At 70.4% G+C, this 14,991-nt stretch carries 13 protein-coding genes; 4 read left to right on the top strand and 9 right to left on the bottom strand.

The annotated features are described in order from the left end of the window. Positions 1–7: 7 nt before the first annotated feature. Complete coding sequence (locus tag ACLB90_RS10210; RefSeq protein ID WP_411849395.1) at positions 8–670, top strand: YceH family protein; 663 nt, start codon at positions 8–10, stop codon at positions 668–670. A gap of 208 nt (positions 671–878) precedes the next feature. Here the strand turns inward: ACLB90_RS10210 and ACLB90_RS10205 are convergent, their stop codons facing one another. After that, positions 879–1,421 carry a GNAT family N-acetyltransferase gene (locus ACLB90_RS10205; protein ID WP_411849394.1) on the bottom strand — a complete coding sequence of 181 codons (543 nt, stop codon included), beginning with the start codon at positions 1,419–1,421 and terminating at the stop codon, positions 879–881. Positions 1,422–1,557: 136 nt separating this feature from the next. Continuing rightward, a complete protein-coding gene (locus tag ACLB90_RS10200; protein WP_411849393.1) occupies positions 1,558–3,534 on the bottom strand; it encodes a UvrD-helicase domain-containing protein in 1,977 nt (658 codons plus the stop codon). Positions 3,535–3,657: 123 nt separating this feature from the next. On the opposite strand from ACLB90_RS10200, the gene ACLB90_RS10195 reads away from it, so the two are divergent. Beyond that, complete coding sequence (locus ACLB90_RS10195) at positions 3,658–4,389, top strand: hypothetical protein (protein WP_411849392.1); 732 nt, start codon at positions 3,658–3,660, stop codon at positions 4,387–4,389. 43 nt (positions 4,390–4,432) lie between these two features. Then, on the top strand, positions 4,433–5,053 hold the full coding sequence (locus ACLB90_RS10190; protein WP_411849391.1) for a thymidine kinase: 621 nt from the start codon (positions 4,433–4,435) through the stop codon (positions 5,051–5,053). A gap of 32 nt (positions 5,054–5,085) precedes the next feature. On the opposite strand, the gene ACLB90_RS10185 is transcribed toward ACLB90_RS10190, so the two are convergent. From ACLB90_RS10185 to ACLB90_RS10160, 6 genes are all read right to left on the bottom strand, one after another. Continuing rightward, positions 5,086–6,687 (bottom strand): glucan biosynthesis protein, encoded by a 1,602-nt coding sequence (locus ACLB90_RS10185; protein ID WP_411849390.1) that lies wholly within the window; start codon positions 6,685–6,687, stop codon positions 5,086–5,088. A gap of 48 nt (positions 6,688–6,735) precedes the next feature. Next, positions 6,736–9,588 (bottom strand): protein kinase domain-containing protein, encoded by a 2,853-nt coding sequence (locus ACLB90_RS10180; protein WP_411849389.1) that lies wholly within the window; start codon positions 9,586–9,588, stop codon positions 6,736–6,738. Positions 9,589–9,656: 68 nt separating this feature from the next. Further along, a complete protein-coding gene (locus ACLB90_RS10175; RefSeq protein ID WP_017357607.1) occupies positions 9,657–10,223 on the bottom strand; it encodes an ECF-type sigma factor in 567 nt (188 codons plus the stop codon). Positions 10,224–10,303: 80 nt separating this feature from the next. Next, positions 10,304–11,116: a bifunctional DNA-formamidopyrimidine glycosylase/DNA-(apurinic or apyrimidinic site) lyase gene (gene mutM / locus ACLB90_RS10170; protein WP_411849388.1), complete on the bottom strand. Its 813-nt coding sequence runs from the start codon at positions 11,114–11,116 to the stop codon at positions 10,304–10,306. Positions 11,117–11,159: 43 nt separating this feature from the next. Then, the gene (locus tag ACLB90_RS10165; RefSeq protein WP_411852736.1) at positions 11,160–11,471 is read right to left on the bottom strand and encodes an EF-hand domain-containing protein; all 312 of its coding nucleotides are present in this window, start codon (positions 11,469–11,471) and stop codon (positions 11,160–11,162) included. A 60-nt stretch (positions 11,472–11,531) separates the two neighbouring features. Continuing rightward, entirely contained in the window at positions 11,532–12,734 is a 1,203-nt protein-coding gene (locus ACLB90_RS10160) for an acyl-CoA desaturase (protein WP_411849387.1), read from the bottom strand. A gap of 148 nt (positions 12,735–12,882) precedes the next feature. On the opposite strand from ACLB90_RS10160, the gene ACLB90_RS10155 reads away from it, so the two are divergent. Next, on the top strand, positions 12,883–13,713 hold the full coding sequence (locus tag ACLB90_RS10155) for an ABC transporter ATP-binding protein (protein WP_411849386.1): 831 nt from the start codon (positions 12,883–12,885) through the stop codon (positions 13,711–13,713). Positions 13,714–13,774: 61 nt separating this feature from the next. On the opposite strand, the gene ACLB90_RS10150 is transcribed toward ACLB90_RS10155, so the two are convergent. Then, positions 13,775–14,983, bottom strand: a complete 1,209-nt coding sequence (locus ACLB90_RS10150) for a DUF4785 domain-containing protein (RefSeq protein ID WP_411849385.1) — start codon at positions 14,981–14,983, stop codon at positions 13,775–13,777. Positions 14,984–14,991 lie beyond the last annotated feature (8 nt).

The following is a 14,991-nucleotide window of genomic DNA, read 5'->3' as shown; positions in this document are numbered from 1 at the left end:
GCGCCCCGTGACCGATGACACCCAGACCCCTGCCCTGCCCGTGCTGAGCGCGGCCCAGGCCCGCACCCTGGGCTGCCTGATCGAGAAGGAGGCCACCACCCCGGATGCCTACCCGCTGACGGTCAATGCCGCCCAGGTGGCGGCCAACCAGAAGACCGCGCGTGAGCCGGTGATGGCCCTGTCGGCCGGCGACGTGCACCACGCGCTGCGCCAGCTGGAGACGCTGGGGCTGGCCCGCCAGCAGTTTTCCTCGCGCGCCGAGCGCTACGAGCACCGCGCCGGCAGCGCGCTGGACCTGACCCGCCAGCAGCTGGCGGTCCTGGGCCTGTTGCTGCTGCGCGGCCCGCAGACGGTGAACGAGCTGCTGACCCGCAGCGAGCGGCTGTTCCAGTTCCAGGATGCCGACGAGCTGCGCCACCATGTGGAGCGCATGATCCAGCGCGGCCTGGCCGTCCAGCTGCCGCGCGCCAGCGGCCAGCGCGAAGACCGCTACATGCACCTGCTGGCCGGGCCGGTGGACGTGCAGGCGCTGGCGGAGGCGTACAAGGCCGCGCCGACCAGTGGCGGTGGTGGCAGCGCGGCGCTGGATGCGCGCGTGCAGCAGTTGGAGACCACCGTGGCCGAGTTGCAGGAACAACTGGCGGAGCTGCGCGCGCAATTGGGTGGCTGAAGAGCAGCCGGGCAGAGCCCGGCTCTACGGGGTGTCTGGCAGCCTCCGGATTGCCGGGCTTGCCCGGCAATCGAGCCCAGCCACGCATCCGTAGTGCCGGGCGCTGCCCGGCAATCCCGCCGAGCCCGGCCACGCATCCGTAGTGCCGGGCGCTGCCCGGCAATCCAGCCCAGCCCGGCCATGCAGCCGTCGTCCCGGGCTCAGGCCGTCATGACGCCACGACCGCCGGGGCGCCTGGCGTGGCGAACAGCAGCACCACATCGCCTCCGTGCGGTGGCGGCAACAGCAGGTCGCCGCGGTCTTCCATGCCGAGCTTGCGCAGCAGGGCGGCCGAGCGCAGGTTGTCCGGCGACACGATGCCGTACAGGTCGGTGTGGTGCAGCACATCACGCGCGTAGTGCATCACCCCGCGCGCGGCTTCCAGCGCATAACCCTGGCCTTCGTACGGCGACAGCAGCGCGTAGCCGATGTCCGGTGCCGGCAATCCATCGCGGCGCACCAGCCCGGCATTGCCCAGCCACGCCCCGTCGCTGCGGCGGATGATGGCGTACATGCCGAAACCGTTGAGGGCATAGCTGCCCAGCACGCGCTCGGCGGTGTAGGCACGCGCCTGCGCCAGGGTGCGCACGCCGCGGTCGGCAATGTTGCGGATGAACCCCGGTTCGTTGAGCAGGGCCAGCATGTCGGCCGCATCGTGGTCGGGATCGATCAGGCGCAGGTGCAGGCGGTCGGTCTGGATCACGGCGGACATGCGGGTCACTGCGCAGGAAGAGGCCCCGATTGTGCAATGCGCGCCCCGAACACGGTAGAGCCGACCGCTGGTCGGCTGCTCTTCGACCCGGCATACGGCAGCCAACCAGCGGCCCGGCGCTACCGGGCGCGCGTGCTCAGTCGAACAACGCCTGGATCGCGGCCAGCCCCGCGCTGGCGCGCTCCTTCTTGCGCTCGGCATCGGCCACCGGATCGGCGCCGTCGCGCTGCATTTCCTCGGCCGGGAGCTCTTCGAAGAACCGGCTGGGCTTGAGCCGCACGTGCTCGCCGAACTTGCGGGTGAGCTTGCTGTAGCTCATCCACAGCTGCACCTTGGCGCGGGTGATGCCAACGTACAGCAGGCGGCGCTCTTCCTGCAGGTTGCCTTCGTCCAGGCTGACCTGGTGCGGCAGCACGCCGTCCTCGCAGCCGATGATGAAGACATAGGGAAATTCCAGGCCCTTGGACGCGTGCAGGGTCATCATCCGCACCTGGTTGCCGCCATCGTCCTTGTCGTTGCGCGACAACAGCGCCAGCTGTGCGGCCAGGTCGGCGGTCGAGGCGCCACGCGGACCGCCTTCGAACCACTGCGCCAGCTCTTCCAGGTTGGCCAGGCGGCGCTGGTACACCGACTCTTCCTTGCAGGCGCTGCGCAGCTCGGAGACCAGGCCCGATTCCTTGACCAGCCGCCGCACCAGGTCGCCTGAACTGAGCTGCGGCATCTGCGCGCGCAGGTCACGCAGGATGTCGGTGAAGCGGCTCAGGCCGTTGGCCGCGCGCGGCGGCAACTGCGACAGCGCGCCGATCGCTTCGGCGGCATGCGCCATCGGCAGGTCCTTCTCCGACGCCAGTTCGGCCAGCTTGGCCAGCGTACCGGCGCCGACTTCGCGCTTGGGCGACTGCACCGCCCGCATGAAGGCGGTGTCGTCGTCGGGGTTCACCAGCAGGCGCAGCCACGACAGCGTGTCCTTGACCTCCTGGCGCTCCAGGAACGCGGTGCCGCCGGTGATGTGGTACGGCGCGCGCACCAGCTGCAGCGCCTTTTCCAGCGGCCGCGACTGGAAGTTGCCGCGGAACAGGATGCAGAAATCGCTCCACGGAATCTGCTTGGAGGTGGCCAGGTAGGAAATCTCGGCAGCCACTTTTTCCGCTTCGTGCTCGCTGTTGCGGCACTCCCACACACGGATGCGTTCGCCGTCGGCCTGGTCGCTCCACAGCTTCTTGAGGTGCTCGTGCGGGTTGTTGGCGATCAGCGCATTGGCCGCGCGCAGCACGCGGTTGGAGCAGCGGTAGTTCTGCTCCAGCTTGATGATCTCCAGCGCCGGGTAATCGCGCGCCATCTGCTGCAGGTTTTCCGGGTTGGCGCCACGCCAGGCATAGATCGACTGGTCATCGTCGCCCACGCAGGTGAAATTGCCCTTGCTGCCGGCCAGCTGCTTGAGCAGCCGGTACTGCGCATCGTTGGTGTCCTGGCATTCGTCCACCAGCAGGTAGCCGATACGCTCGCGCCAGCCCAGGGCGATCTCCGGGTTCTCTTCCAGCACCTGCACCGGCAGGCGGATCAGGTCGTCGAAATCGACCGCGTTGAAGGCGCTGAGGCGCAGCTGGTAGCGCTCGTAGACGCTGGCCGCTTCCTTCTCGCGGTTGCTGCGCGCGGCGGCCATCGCCTGCTCCGGCGAAAGACCGGCGTTCTTGGCGCGCGAGATCAGGTTCTTCACGTCCTCGATGTCGTCCGGCTTGGCGCCGTACATCAGGTCCTTGACCTGCGACGTCGCATCGTCGGCATCGAAGATCGAGAAGCCGCGCTTGAGCCCGACCGAGGCGTGCTCGATCTGCAGGAATTTCAGGCCCAGGGCGTGGAAGGTACAGATCGTCACTTCGTCGGCATCTTCGCTGCGCAGGCGCTTTGCCACGCGCTCGCGCATTTCCTTGGCCGACTTGTTGGTGAAGGTGATGGCCGCGATGCGACGCGCCGGATAGCGCTTGCTGGCGATCAGCTGGCCGATCTTCTCCACGATCACGCGCGTCTTGCCGCTGCCTGCGCCCGCGAGCACCAGCAGAGGACCTTCGCAGTGCAGGACTGCCGCGCGTTGGGGGGGATTGAGACCGTGCATGCCAACTCCGGGGGAGCGGCATTGTAGCGGGCCGCGCCGGTGCGTCGAAGGCCGGGGACGATTGACGCGTCCGCGCGGCCTGCGCTATTGAGGGGGATCGTGTGAAGAAGGAAACATGGCGTGATGAACGGATTCATTCCCGGGTGCCGGGCCGTGCTGCTGGGTGCGGTGCTGTGCGGGGCGGTGGGCACTGCGGGGGCGGCGGAGGCCGATGCACCTGTCTTCGACCCGTGGGCCGCCGACGTGCTGGGGTCGGAAACGTTCCTGGCCTCCCACCCGGACATGCGCTATCGCAAACTCGGCAACGAAGCGCTCAAGCGCGGGCGGCCCGAGCAGGCGCGGGGCTATTACCGGCAGGGCGCGCGCTATGCCGACAAGCTGTCGCAGGCGGCCCTGGCCGAACTGCTGTGGAACGGCGTGGGCGGGCCGGCCGACCGCGCGGCCGCCTACGCCTGGATGGATCTGGCCGCCGAACGCGGCGACCGCTTCCTGCTGGTGCATCGCGAACGCTACTGGGCGGCGCTGGACCCGGCCGAACGCGACCGGGCGCTGGTGGAGGGGCAGGCCCTGTACGACACCTACGGCGACGCGGTGGCCAAGCCGCGCCAGGAGCGCGAGATGCGCCGCGGCCGCAACGAGGTGACCGGCAGCCGGCTGGGCTGGATTGGCGCGTTGAAGATGACCGTGCGCGGCGAGGATGGTCAGCAGCACGCCATGCCGGTGGACCGCTTCCTGCAGGACCGCTACTGGGAACCGGCGCAGTACTGGCACTGGCAGGCCCAGGCGCTGGAACAGATGCAGCGCGCCGGCACGGTGGAAGTCGGCCCCGCTACCGGTGTGCCACCGGCCGAGTAGACGGGCGCGCGGCGACACCGGCCATCTGCGGATAAAATGCGGCATGGCCAAGCTCTATTTCTACTATTCGGCGATGAACGCCGGCAAGACCACCACGCTGCTGCAGTCGGCGCACAACTACCGCGAGCGCGGCATGCGCGTGGCCATCCTGACCCCGCGCCTGGACGATCGCGCCGGGCGCGGCGTGGTGGCCTCGCGGATCGGGCTGAAGGCCGATGGCGTGGCATTCGCCGGCGATACCGATCTGCAGCGGCTGATCGCCGCGGACATCGCAGCGGGCGGGCCGCTGGGGTGCGTGCTGGTGGATGAGGCCCAGTTCCTCACCCGCAGCCAGGTCTGGCAGTTGAGCGAAGTGGTCGATGAACTGCGCATTCCGGTGCTGTGCTACGGCCTGCGCACCGACTTCCGCGGCGAGCTGTTTGAAGGCAGCCAGTACCTGCTGGCCTGGGCCGACGAGATGCAGGAGATCAAGACCATCTGCCACAGCGGCAAGAAGGCGACGATGACCGTGCGCGTGGACGAACACGGCCATGCCGTGCAGGACGGCCCGCAGGTGGAAATCGGCGGCAACGAACGCTACGTGTCGGTCAGCCGCGCCGAGTTCAAGAAGATCACCCGCGGCGAAGGCCGCATCGATCCGATGCAGGCCCCGCTGCCGCTGTGATGGTGTGGAGCCGGGCAGAGCCCGGCTCTACGTCAATAGAGCGTGCGTTCCGGCGCGCCCACCGGCGGCGGGCTGTACTGGTACAGCCAGGTTTCGGTCAACGTGCGGCCACCGCTGCGCAGGTACAGGCGGATGTCGATCTGCTGGGTGCTGTCATCCGGCGGCACCACGTCGAACATGGCCCGGTAGCCCTTGATCTCGCGCAGCGGGCGCGCCGAGACGATCTCGGTGCGGCCACGGCTGACCTGCACCACCGCTTCCACCTCGGCCTTGTCGATCAGCGCAGCCAGCTCGCCCCCTTCGAAGTCCACGGCGAAGCGCCAGGAGAAGTACTCGCGCTTCTTGCCGATCACCCCGCCCAGGCCGGTGCGGCTGTCCACGCAGTGCGCCATCGGCGGGCGTGCCGGCGGCTGCGCGCCCCAGTACAGCCGGTAGCCCATCAGCAGTTCCTGCCCCGGCTGCGGCTTCGCCTCGGGGTTCCAGAACGCCACGATGTTGTCGAAGGTCTCGTCCACGGTGGGAATCTCCACCAGCTGCACCGAGCCCTTGCCCCATTGGCCCTTCGGCTCCACCCACAGGCACGGGCGCTTCTCGTAGAACACGCCGTCGTCCTGGTAGTGGTCGAAGTTGCGGTCGCGCTGGAGCAGGCCGAAGCCGCGCGGGTTGTTGTCCACGAACATGTTGAAACGCAGCTGCGCCGGGTTGCACAGCGGGCGCCAGATCCACTCGCCGGCGCCGGTCCACATCGACAGCCCATCGGTATCGTGGATTTCCGGGCGCCAGTCCCAGGCCATGCGGCGGTCGTTCTCGCCCACCTGGTACATGCTGGTGCACGGGGCAATGCCCAGCCGCTCGATCGCCTTGCGCGGGTACAGCGCGCAGTCGATGTCCATCAGCAGCACATCGCCGTTGGTGATGGCGAAGCGGTAGGCGCCGGCAACGCTGGGCGAATCCAGCAGCGCGTACACCACCAGCGTGTTGGAGTCGGCAGCCGGCTGCTCCAGGTAGTACGCGATGAAGTCCGGGAATTCCTCCGGACGGCCCATGCCGGTGTCGATCGCCAGGCCGCGCGCCGACTGGCCGTACTGGCCCTCCTTGCCGACCGCGCGGAAGTAGCTCGCGCCGAGGAAGGCGGCGAAGTCGCGGTCGGTGTCCTGGCGGGTGTTGAGGCGGAACCCGGCAAACCCGAGGTCGGGCGGCAGGTGGCTGCCCTTCAGGCCGCTCTTGCCGTAGTCGAACGCGGCCGGATCGTAGGCCAGTTCCTGCGCGGCGCCATCGACCACGTCGTACATCCGCACCGGGGAATGGAAATACAGCCCGAGGTGGAAGAACTTGGCCTGGTACCTGCCGGGCTGGTCGGCCCACAAGGCGTGGTCCTGGCGGTAGCGGATGGATTGGTACTGGTCCCAGTCCAGCGCTTCCAGCGGTCCCGGCAGGGTGCGCTTGTGGGTCTGGTACGCCGCCTGGGACAGCGCGCGCGCCTGGCCCTTGAGGGTGGCGAAGTCGAACGGCTGCGGCTGGCCGAGGCGGCGCAGGCCGACCTGGCTGCCCTGCGCGGCACAGGCCGGCAGCGCGGGCAGGCCGGCGGCGGCCAGGGCCAGGGAAGCGGTGCGGATGAAGTCGCGTCGTTGCATGCAGGCAGCGATGGCAGGAAAGGGCCGGCCATCATAGGCAGGCGAACGTTAATTCGCCGAGGTGGACGCGGCGGAGCGTTCAGCCAGCGCCAGCGACGGACAGGCCTGCAGCGCCTGCGCCACCTCGTGCGCCATCGCACCCCCCTGCGGCAGCTGCCGGCGCACGTCGGCCTGCAGCTGCGAAAGCGCCTGGCGGCCGCGTTGCGGCGCCTCGCCGCAGGACAGCAGCGCCAGCGACGCGCGCGCCTGCCAGCGCCGCTGGCGGGTGTCGGGCGCGTCGCCGCGGTGCTGCGCCAGGGCTTCCAGTACCCGTCGCGCCTCCACGTGCTGCCCCATCCTTATCAGGTTGCGCGCCCAGGCCAGCTGCAGGTCCTGCTGCTGCGACGCCGCCGCCGGGCCGGCCGGGGCAATGCGTCGCATCAACGCGATCAGCCGTTCACCGGCCTGACGCGGATCGCCGTGTTCGCCGATGACGCCCGCCATCGCCCGGTCGGCCTGCAGTACCAGGGGATCCAGCTCGCCGCGCTGAGCGGCCTGCCACTGCCGCCCTTCCTGCAGGGCCGCCAGCGCCTCCCGCCAGCGCCCGCTGCCGGCCAGCGCCATGCCCTGGTCGTACAACCCCTGCGGCAGCAGGCGCACGCAGTCCGGCTGGCGCCAGATGGCGACGGCGTGGGCGAAATCGACTTCGGCTGCGGCGCTGTCGCCGCGTTCCAGCGCCAACTGCCCCATCGCATGCCAGGTCAGCCCGGTATCGCGGTGCTGTTCGCCCAGCGCCAGCCGGGTCAGGCGGTGGACCTGCTGCAGCATCGCCTCGGCCTGGTCCAGGTCGCCTCGCTGCAGGGTAAGCACCGCGCGCAGCCGTCGTATCGACAGGGTTTCCGGATGATCCGGCCCGTACAGGCTGACCGCGTCCGCCCAGGCCATATGCAGGGTCTGTTCGGCACCCGCCAGATCGCCCTGCGCCGCCAGCGTTTCGCCGAGGTGCCGGCGCAGCGTGATCAGCTGTGGGTGGCGCCCACCCACCCGGGTCTGCAGCAGCTGCAGTGCCTGGCGGTAGCCCGCCAACGCCGCCTGCGGATGGCCTTCGTCGCTGTCCAGCGCGGCCAGATCGGCCAGGCTCTCGGCGGTGGCCACTGCATCGCGCAGTACATCGCGGCGCAGCGCCAGCGCAGCGGCGAAGGCCGCGCGTGCCGGGTCGCGGTAGCCGAGCAGCTGCTGGCAGCGCCCCAACTGGGCGTGGTACTCGGCTACCAGCGTCGGCATCTGCAGCCGCTGCTGGTTCGCCAGGGCCTGCATCGGCAGCAGATGGCCAACGCAGTCGCGCGAGCGGCCGAGCATGCGCAGCGCGCGCCCACGCTGGGTCACCGCTTCCAGCTGCAGCGCCGGCGGCACATCCTCGACCTGCTCCAGCAGCGCGCGCTGGCGGTCCAGCGTCTGCAGGGCCAGCTGGTAGTCGCCCATGCCGATCCGCAGGCGGCCGATCACCCCCTCCAGATCGGCCAGCGACAGGGGCTGGTCGGCCAGCTCCACTTCGCCGCGCTGCTGCCCGGTCGCCAGCAGCTGGCGTACGTCGAAACTGCCGTGGCGCACGCCGGCAGCGCGGTCGAACAGACCCACGGTGAAATCCTGCATGGCCTGTGCACGGGCGATCTCGCGGCGCGCCTGCTGCATCTGCCACAGCGCCAGCACCGCCAGCGCGATCAATGCCAGCACGCTCACCGTGCCCAGGCCGACGCCCCAGCGGTGGCGGCCGATGTACTTGCGCAGCCGGTAGAGCGTGCCCTGCGGGCGCGCGTGGATCGGGCGGCCTTCGAGGAACCGGCGCAGGTCCTGCGCCAGCGCCTCGACCGAGGCGTAGCGCTGCCCGGGTTCCTTCTGCAGCGCCTTGAGCAGCACCGTGTCCAGGTCGCCACGGACCCGCCGTGCCAGCCGCCGCAGCGCCGCGCCCGCCGCACCGGCCTCGGCGGCACGGCGCAGCAGCACGCTGGAGGCGCGCGGCGCGCTGACCTCCATGATCGAACGCTCCCACTCGGCATCGCTGTGCCGGCGCAGGCGATAGGGTTTCTGCCCGGTAATCACTTCGAACAGCACCACGCCCAGCGAGTACACATCGGTCAGCGTGGTCACCGGCTCGCCGCGGACCTGCTCGGGCGCGGCGTAGTGCAGGGTGAACGCGCGCGCCTCGGTGGGCGGGTGCGCAGGAGGCTCGCCCTGGTCGGCATCGAGCAGTTTGGCGATGCCGAAATCCAGCAGCTTCACCTCACCGTCGGCGGTGACCAGGATGTTGGACGGCTTCAGATCGCGGTGCACGATCAGGTTGGCGTGCGCATGGGTGACCACCGCGCACACCTGCAGCATCAGCTGCAGGCGGCGCTCGAGCGGCAGCTGCAGGCGCTGGCAGTAATCGGTGATCGGCTCGCCTTCGACATACGCCAGGGCCAGGTAGGGCTGGCCCTGCAGGTCCATGCCGGCATCCAGCAGCTGCGCCAGGTGCGGGTGCTGCAGGCGGGCCAGGATGTCGCGCTCGCGGCTGAAGCGCTGGCGCAGTCCGGGGTCGGCATAGCCGCTGCGCAGCAGCTTCAACGCCACCTGGCGCTGGTACAGCCCGTCGGCCCGTTCGGCCAGCCACACTTCGCCCATGCCCCCCTGCCCAAGCGGGCGCAGCAGCCGGTACGGCCCGACCAGGCTGCCCACACGGCTGTCCTCTGGCGCGGCGGTCCACAGCGGCTGGGCCATGAACTCCTCGCTCTCCCGTTCGTGCGCCAGCAACCGCTCCAGGTCGTCGGCCAGTGCCGCGTCTTCGGCGCGCAGCTGCGCCAGCCGCTGCGCACGCTGTGCGTCGGTCAGGTCCAGCAACGGATCCAGCAGCGATGACAACCGCCGCCAGCGCGAAGCGTCCATCGATCCCCTCCCCGCCTGCTGACTGACTGCCCGCCCGCGCCGCCACGCGGGGCCTGGATGCCGCTGCGCTAGTCCTCGCGGACCGAGGCCAGCAGGAACATCCGTGCCTTCTGCCAGTCGCGCCGGATGCTGCGCTCCGAACGCTGGCAGAGTTCGGCGATCTCCTGTTCGGACAGGCCGGCGAAGTAGCGCAGTTCCACCACCCGCGCCAGATGCCCATCCACCGCCTGCAGCCGCGCCAGCGCTACGTCCAGCGCCAGCAGGTCCTCGTCCAGGCGCACACCGCTGCTGCTGTTCTCCGGGATCTCGGCCACGCGTTTGAGGTCGCCGCCGCGCTTGCGCGCGAGCCGGTTGCGGGCGTAATCCACCACCACGCTGCGCATCGCCGAGGCGGCATAGGCGAAGAAGTGGGCGCGGTCCTCGAAGCGGGCCGCACCGCGCGCGCCCAGCAGCTTGAGGTAGGACTCATGCACCAGCGAGGTGGCGTCCAGCGTGCGGTTCTGCTGCCCCGCCAGCTGCCGCCGCGCCATGCTGTGCAGCTCCTGGTAGAGCAGGGTCAGCACCCGGTCCAGCGCGGCGCGGTCGCCCGCGCGGGCCGAATCCAGCCATACGGTGATATCCGCGCTTTCGTTCATCGCACACCCCCGCCGGTGACGTTGGCCGGACTATAACGCCCCGTGGGAGACGGCCGCGAGACGATCCGGCGACGGCCACCTCAGCGCTGGCAGTGCCCGCACCAGACGCTGGCACGCTGGCCGATGGTGGCGTGGCGCAGGGGGCGCCCGCACTGGCGGCAGGGCTGGCCGTCGCGGCCGTAGACCAGCAGCTCCTGCTCGAAATAGCCCGGCGCCCCGTCGGGGTTGATGAAATCGCGCAGGGTAGTGCCGCCACGGGTGATGGCGTGGCCCAGGATCTGCTTCACCGCCGTGGCCAGCCGCTGGTAGCGTTCGCGGGAGATGCGCCCGGCTTCGCGCAGCGGGTTGATGCCGGCCATGAACAGGCTCTCGGCGGCGTAGATGTTGCCCACGCCCACCACGATGCCCTGGTCCATCAGGAAGGTCTTCACCGAGGCGCTGCGGCCACGGCTGCGCTGGAACAGGTAGTCGCCGTCGAAGGCGTCGTCCAGCGGCTCCGGACCCAGCCCGGCCAGCAGTTCGTGGGTTTCCCCGGCCGGCTGCCAGAGCAGGCTGCCGAACCGGCGCGGGTCGTTGAAGCGCAGCAGGCGGCCGTTGTCCAGGCTGATGTCCACGTGGTCGTGGGCACGCACGGGGGTGTCGCCCGGCAGCACGCGCAGGCTGCCGGACATGCCCAGGTGCAGCAGCGCGCTGCCGATGGCGGTATCCAGCAGCAGGTACTTGGCGCGGCGGCGCACGCCGTCGATGGCCTGGCCGGGCAGCAGCGCGGCGATTTCCGCCGGGATCGGCCAGCGCAGATCCGCCCGGCGCAGGATCACGCCATGCACGCGGCGGCCTTCCAGGTGCGGCGCCAGGCCGCGACGGGTGGTTTCAACTTCGGGAAGCTCGGGCATGGGGAGATTCTAGCGAGCCCCCGCCGGCTCCGGGCGGACCGGCTCAGCGCGGCGGCGCGGCCAGTTCCTTGGCGCTCAGGTACCCATCGCCGTTGGCATCCTGCGTGTGGAAGCGCTGGGTCAGGGTCTGGCGTTGCTGTTCACGGGTGATCGGGCTGCCCTTGCCGCCCGGCAGCTCGTCGCGGGTCAGCACGCCATCGCCGTTGCGGTCCATGCGGTCGAACGCGTACAGCATCCACTGCACGTATTCCTCCACGCTGACCTTGCCGTCGCCATCGCTGTCCATGCGCTGCAGGTAGCTGCCGGTATCGGTCACCTGGGCCTGGGCAGCGGCGCTGGCCAGCAGCAGGACCAGCCACGAAAAACGCCGCGCAGGGCGGCGTTCTTCGTGCAGCGCGTGCAGCAGGGGCACGGCTCAGTGCGCCGTCAGCGCGTAGCCCTTCAGGCGCGCGGCGTAGTTCTGCAGCGCGGCGATGCCACTGGCCTCGGCCTCGTGGCACCAGGCCTGCAGCAGCTTCAGGCGCTCGGCGGCATCGTTGCCGCGGGCCTCGAGCAGGGCCGCCAGACGTGCGCGGTGCTCGACCAGCACGCGGATGCGGGGGCGCTGTTCGACCCAGGTGCTGAGCTGGGCACGGCAGTCGGGCTTGAGCCAGCGGCCATCATTGACCAGGCCACGGCGCATGCGGCGCGGCAGCAGCTTGCGCAGCTTGGCGCCGGCCATCGCGGCCTCTTCGCGCAGCGCCGGCACGAACACGTTGCGCTGGTAATCGGTCATCGCCTGGAAGCGGTGCGACAGCAGTGCCTTGAGGGTTTCCGCATCCGGCACGGCAATGTTCGGGCGCACGTCCATGCTCGGCGCCACGCGCAGCACCTTGGCCAGGCGCAGCGCCTGCAGGCCGCGGATCGCGGCCCAGCCGATATCGAACTCCCAGCGGCGCATCGAGAAGCGGGCCGAGCTGGGGAAGGCGTGGTGGTTGTTGTGCAGCTCTTCGCCGCCGATCCAGAACGCCCACGGGGTCAGGTTGGTGGAGGTGTCGGCCGATTCAAAGTTGCGGTAGCCCCACCAGTGGCCCAGGCCGTTGACCACGCCGGCGGCCCAGAACGGAATCCAGGCCATCTGGATGGCCCACAGGGCCACGCCGGGCAGGCCGAACAGCACGCTGTTGATCGCCAGCAGCGCGACCGGGCCGAGGTTGGCGTGCGGGGTGTACAGGTGGCGCTCGATCCAGTCGTCGGGCGCACCGCGGCCGTACTGCTCGATGTCCGCGCGCATGCCGCGGGCTTCGCGGTACAGCTCCACGCCGCGCCAGAACACCTTGCCGATGCCCTTGGTCACCGGGCTGTGCGGGTCTTCGTCGGTTTCCACCTTGGCGTGGTGCTTGCGATGGATCGCCACCCACTCCTTGGTGATCATCGAGGTGGTCAGCCAGGTCCAGAAGCGGAAGAAGTGGGCGATGACCGGATGGAAATCCACGCCGCGGTGTGCCTGGCTGCGATGCAGGTACAAGGTGACGGCGAAGATGGTCAGCTGGGTGAACACCAGCAGCACCAGCGCCATGCCCCACCAGCCGAGGCCGACGACACCGCCGGTCAGGAAGTTGAGGAGCGTATCGAACATCGCAGGACTCCGGGCCGCAGTGGCCAACAAGGAAACGGGTACACCTTCGGACATGATGGGGCCTGACGTTGCAAACTTCATCCATCCGGTGCGATTTTTAGCGCGTCATTCAGTTCAATCCCTCCTTCGTGAGCATGCCCCCGCATTCATGACAGTTGCCGCCTCTTCCCCCTCCCCGTCATCCACCGCCCCGCTGATCGAACTGGACCGCGCCTGCGTGATCCGGGGCCAGGTGCGGGTACTGCACGATCTCAGCCTGCGCATCGCCCAGGGCCAGCACACCGCGCTGCTCGGCCCCAACGGCTGCGGCAAGTCCTCCTTCATCAAGCTCATCACCCGCGAGCTGTATCCGCTGGCCCACGGCGACGGCACGGTGGCCGTGCGCGTGCTGGGGCAGAACCGCTGGCAGGTGGACCGGCTGCGCTCGCAGCTGGGCATCGTCACCGGCGACCTCAGCAGCAACCTGGCCGACATGCCCGGGCTGACGGTCGAAGAGGCCGTGCTGTCGGGGTTCTTCGCCAGCTTCGTGGTGCCGGCCTTCCGTGAAATCACCGAGGACATGCGCGCACGGGTGCGTGAAACCCTGGCCATGACCGCCGCCCTGCCGCTGCTGCAGCGCCGCTATGCCGAGCTGTCGGCCGGCGAGACGCGGCGGGTGCTGATCGCGCGTGCGCTGGTCAACCGCCCGCAGGCGCTGCTGCTGGACGAGCCATCCACCGGCCTGGACCTGGTGGCGCGCCAGCACCTGATCGCCACCATGCGTGCGCTGGCCGCGCAGGGCATCACCCTGGTGCTGGTCACCCACCATATCGACGAGGTCATTCCGGAGATCGAGCGGGTGGTGCTGCTGCGCGCCGGCAGGATCGTCGCCGACGGCAGCCGCGCGGCGCTGCTGCGTGACGCGCCGCTGTCGGAGGTTTTCGGCGGCCCGATCCAGGTGATGGAGCAGGATGGACGCCTGAGCGCGTTCGCCGGCTGAGCGCGACGCCCGCCGTTGCGTGTGCGAAGGGGGCGGGACCCTGCCCCGCCCCCCGCCTCCCTCAGAAGGCCAGTGCCCGCGCCCGCGATTCGATCGGGGCCATGCGGCTCTGGTCCTGCAACTGCAGATCACGCAGCTCGAACGGCGCCGCATAGCCACGCGGCAGCGCCACGCTGGCGAACGGCAGGCGCAGCTCGGCACTGCCCGGCACGTCGAACCAAGCCGCGCTGTGCGCCTGCGCCACCGGCCGCAGTTGCCCGTCCGGGCCGGTGGCATACAGCGTGCCGCGTGCCTCGTACCGCCCGGGTGCGCCGATCTGCAACGGCAGGCGGACGACGCGGCCGGTTGCATCCGCCTCGGCCTGCCCGCTGAAACGCGCGGTCGGCTGCGCCACCGCGAAGGCGACCTTGGCATCGCGCTGCACGCCCTTGGCGCTCACGAAGGCCTGCAGCTCCCACAGGCCCTGCACCGTGCCCACCTCCTGCGGAAGGGTCACCTGCGCCTGCAGGCCATCCCTGCCGGCCACCAGCGGTACCGGCCAGCTGCGTCCATCGGGCGCCACCAGCAGCGCCTCGCCGGCGGCCGGCAGCGCCCGCGCGGTAGAGCGCCCCGCTGCCAGCGCGGCGCTGCCGCCGTCGTCCTGCAGGCGTGCGCTCACCACCACGCGGCCACCGGCGAGCACCTGCTGGCGGTCGGCCTGCAGGCGCAGCGCAACCGGGCTGTTGGGTTCCAGCACCTGCACCACGTAGCGCCCCTGCGCCTGCGCGCTCTGCAGGCGGTACGTGCCCACTGCGGCACTGCCACCGGTACGCACCATCGCCGTGCCGGTGCCGGCGGCCATGCCGGTGGCGCGCAGCTGTTCGGCGTCCACCACACGGTTCACCGCCAGCGCGCCGGCCGGGTCGCGCACCTCCCACTGCTCGGGCCGCAGCGCCCGCGCGCCCTGCACCGGGCTGACCTGGATCACCGCATCCGGTGCCGTCAACGGCAGCGCCACGCCACGCTGCAACGCAGCGGCGTCCACGGTTTCCCAGTAGCTGCGGCTGAGCGCGGCCTGGGGTGCCGGCGGTGCCAACGCCTGGCTCGGGTCCAATGCCCAGGCGAAGCTCAGCGGCGCGCGTTCCGCCGCCTCGGCCGGCATCGCGGCGCGTTCCACGCGCGGCGCCACCTGGTCGGTGCTGCGCGCCGGCAGCAGGGGTTGCGCGGCCTGCAGCGGCGCGGCCAGCACAGCGGCGGCCACGGCCACCACGATCGTCAGTCTTGAAGTCATGGTGTGCT

Source organism: Stenotrophomonas sp. LGBM10 (genome assembly GCF_046736075.1).
In the GTDB taxonomy this organism is placed as follows: domain Bacteria; phylum Pseudomonadota; class Gammaproteobacteria; order Xanthomonadales; family Xanthomonadaceae; genus Stenotrophomonas.
Note: the sequence above shows the minus strand (reverse complement) of the source record. Positions and strands in the feature narration are given on the sequence as shown.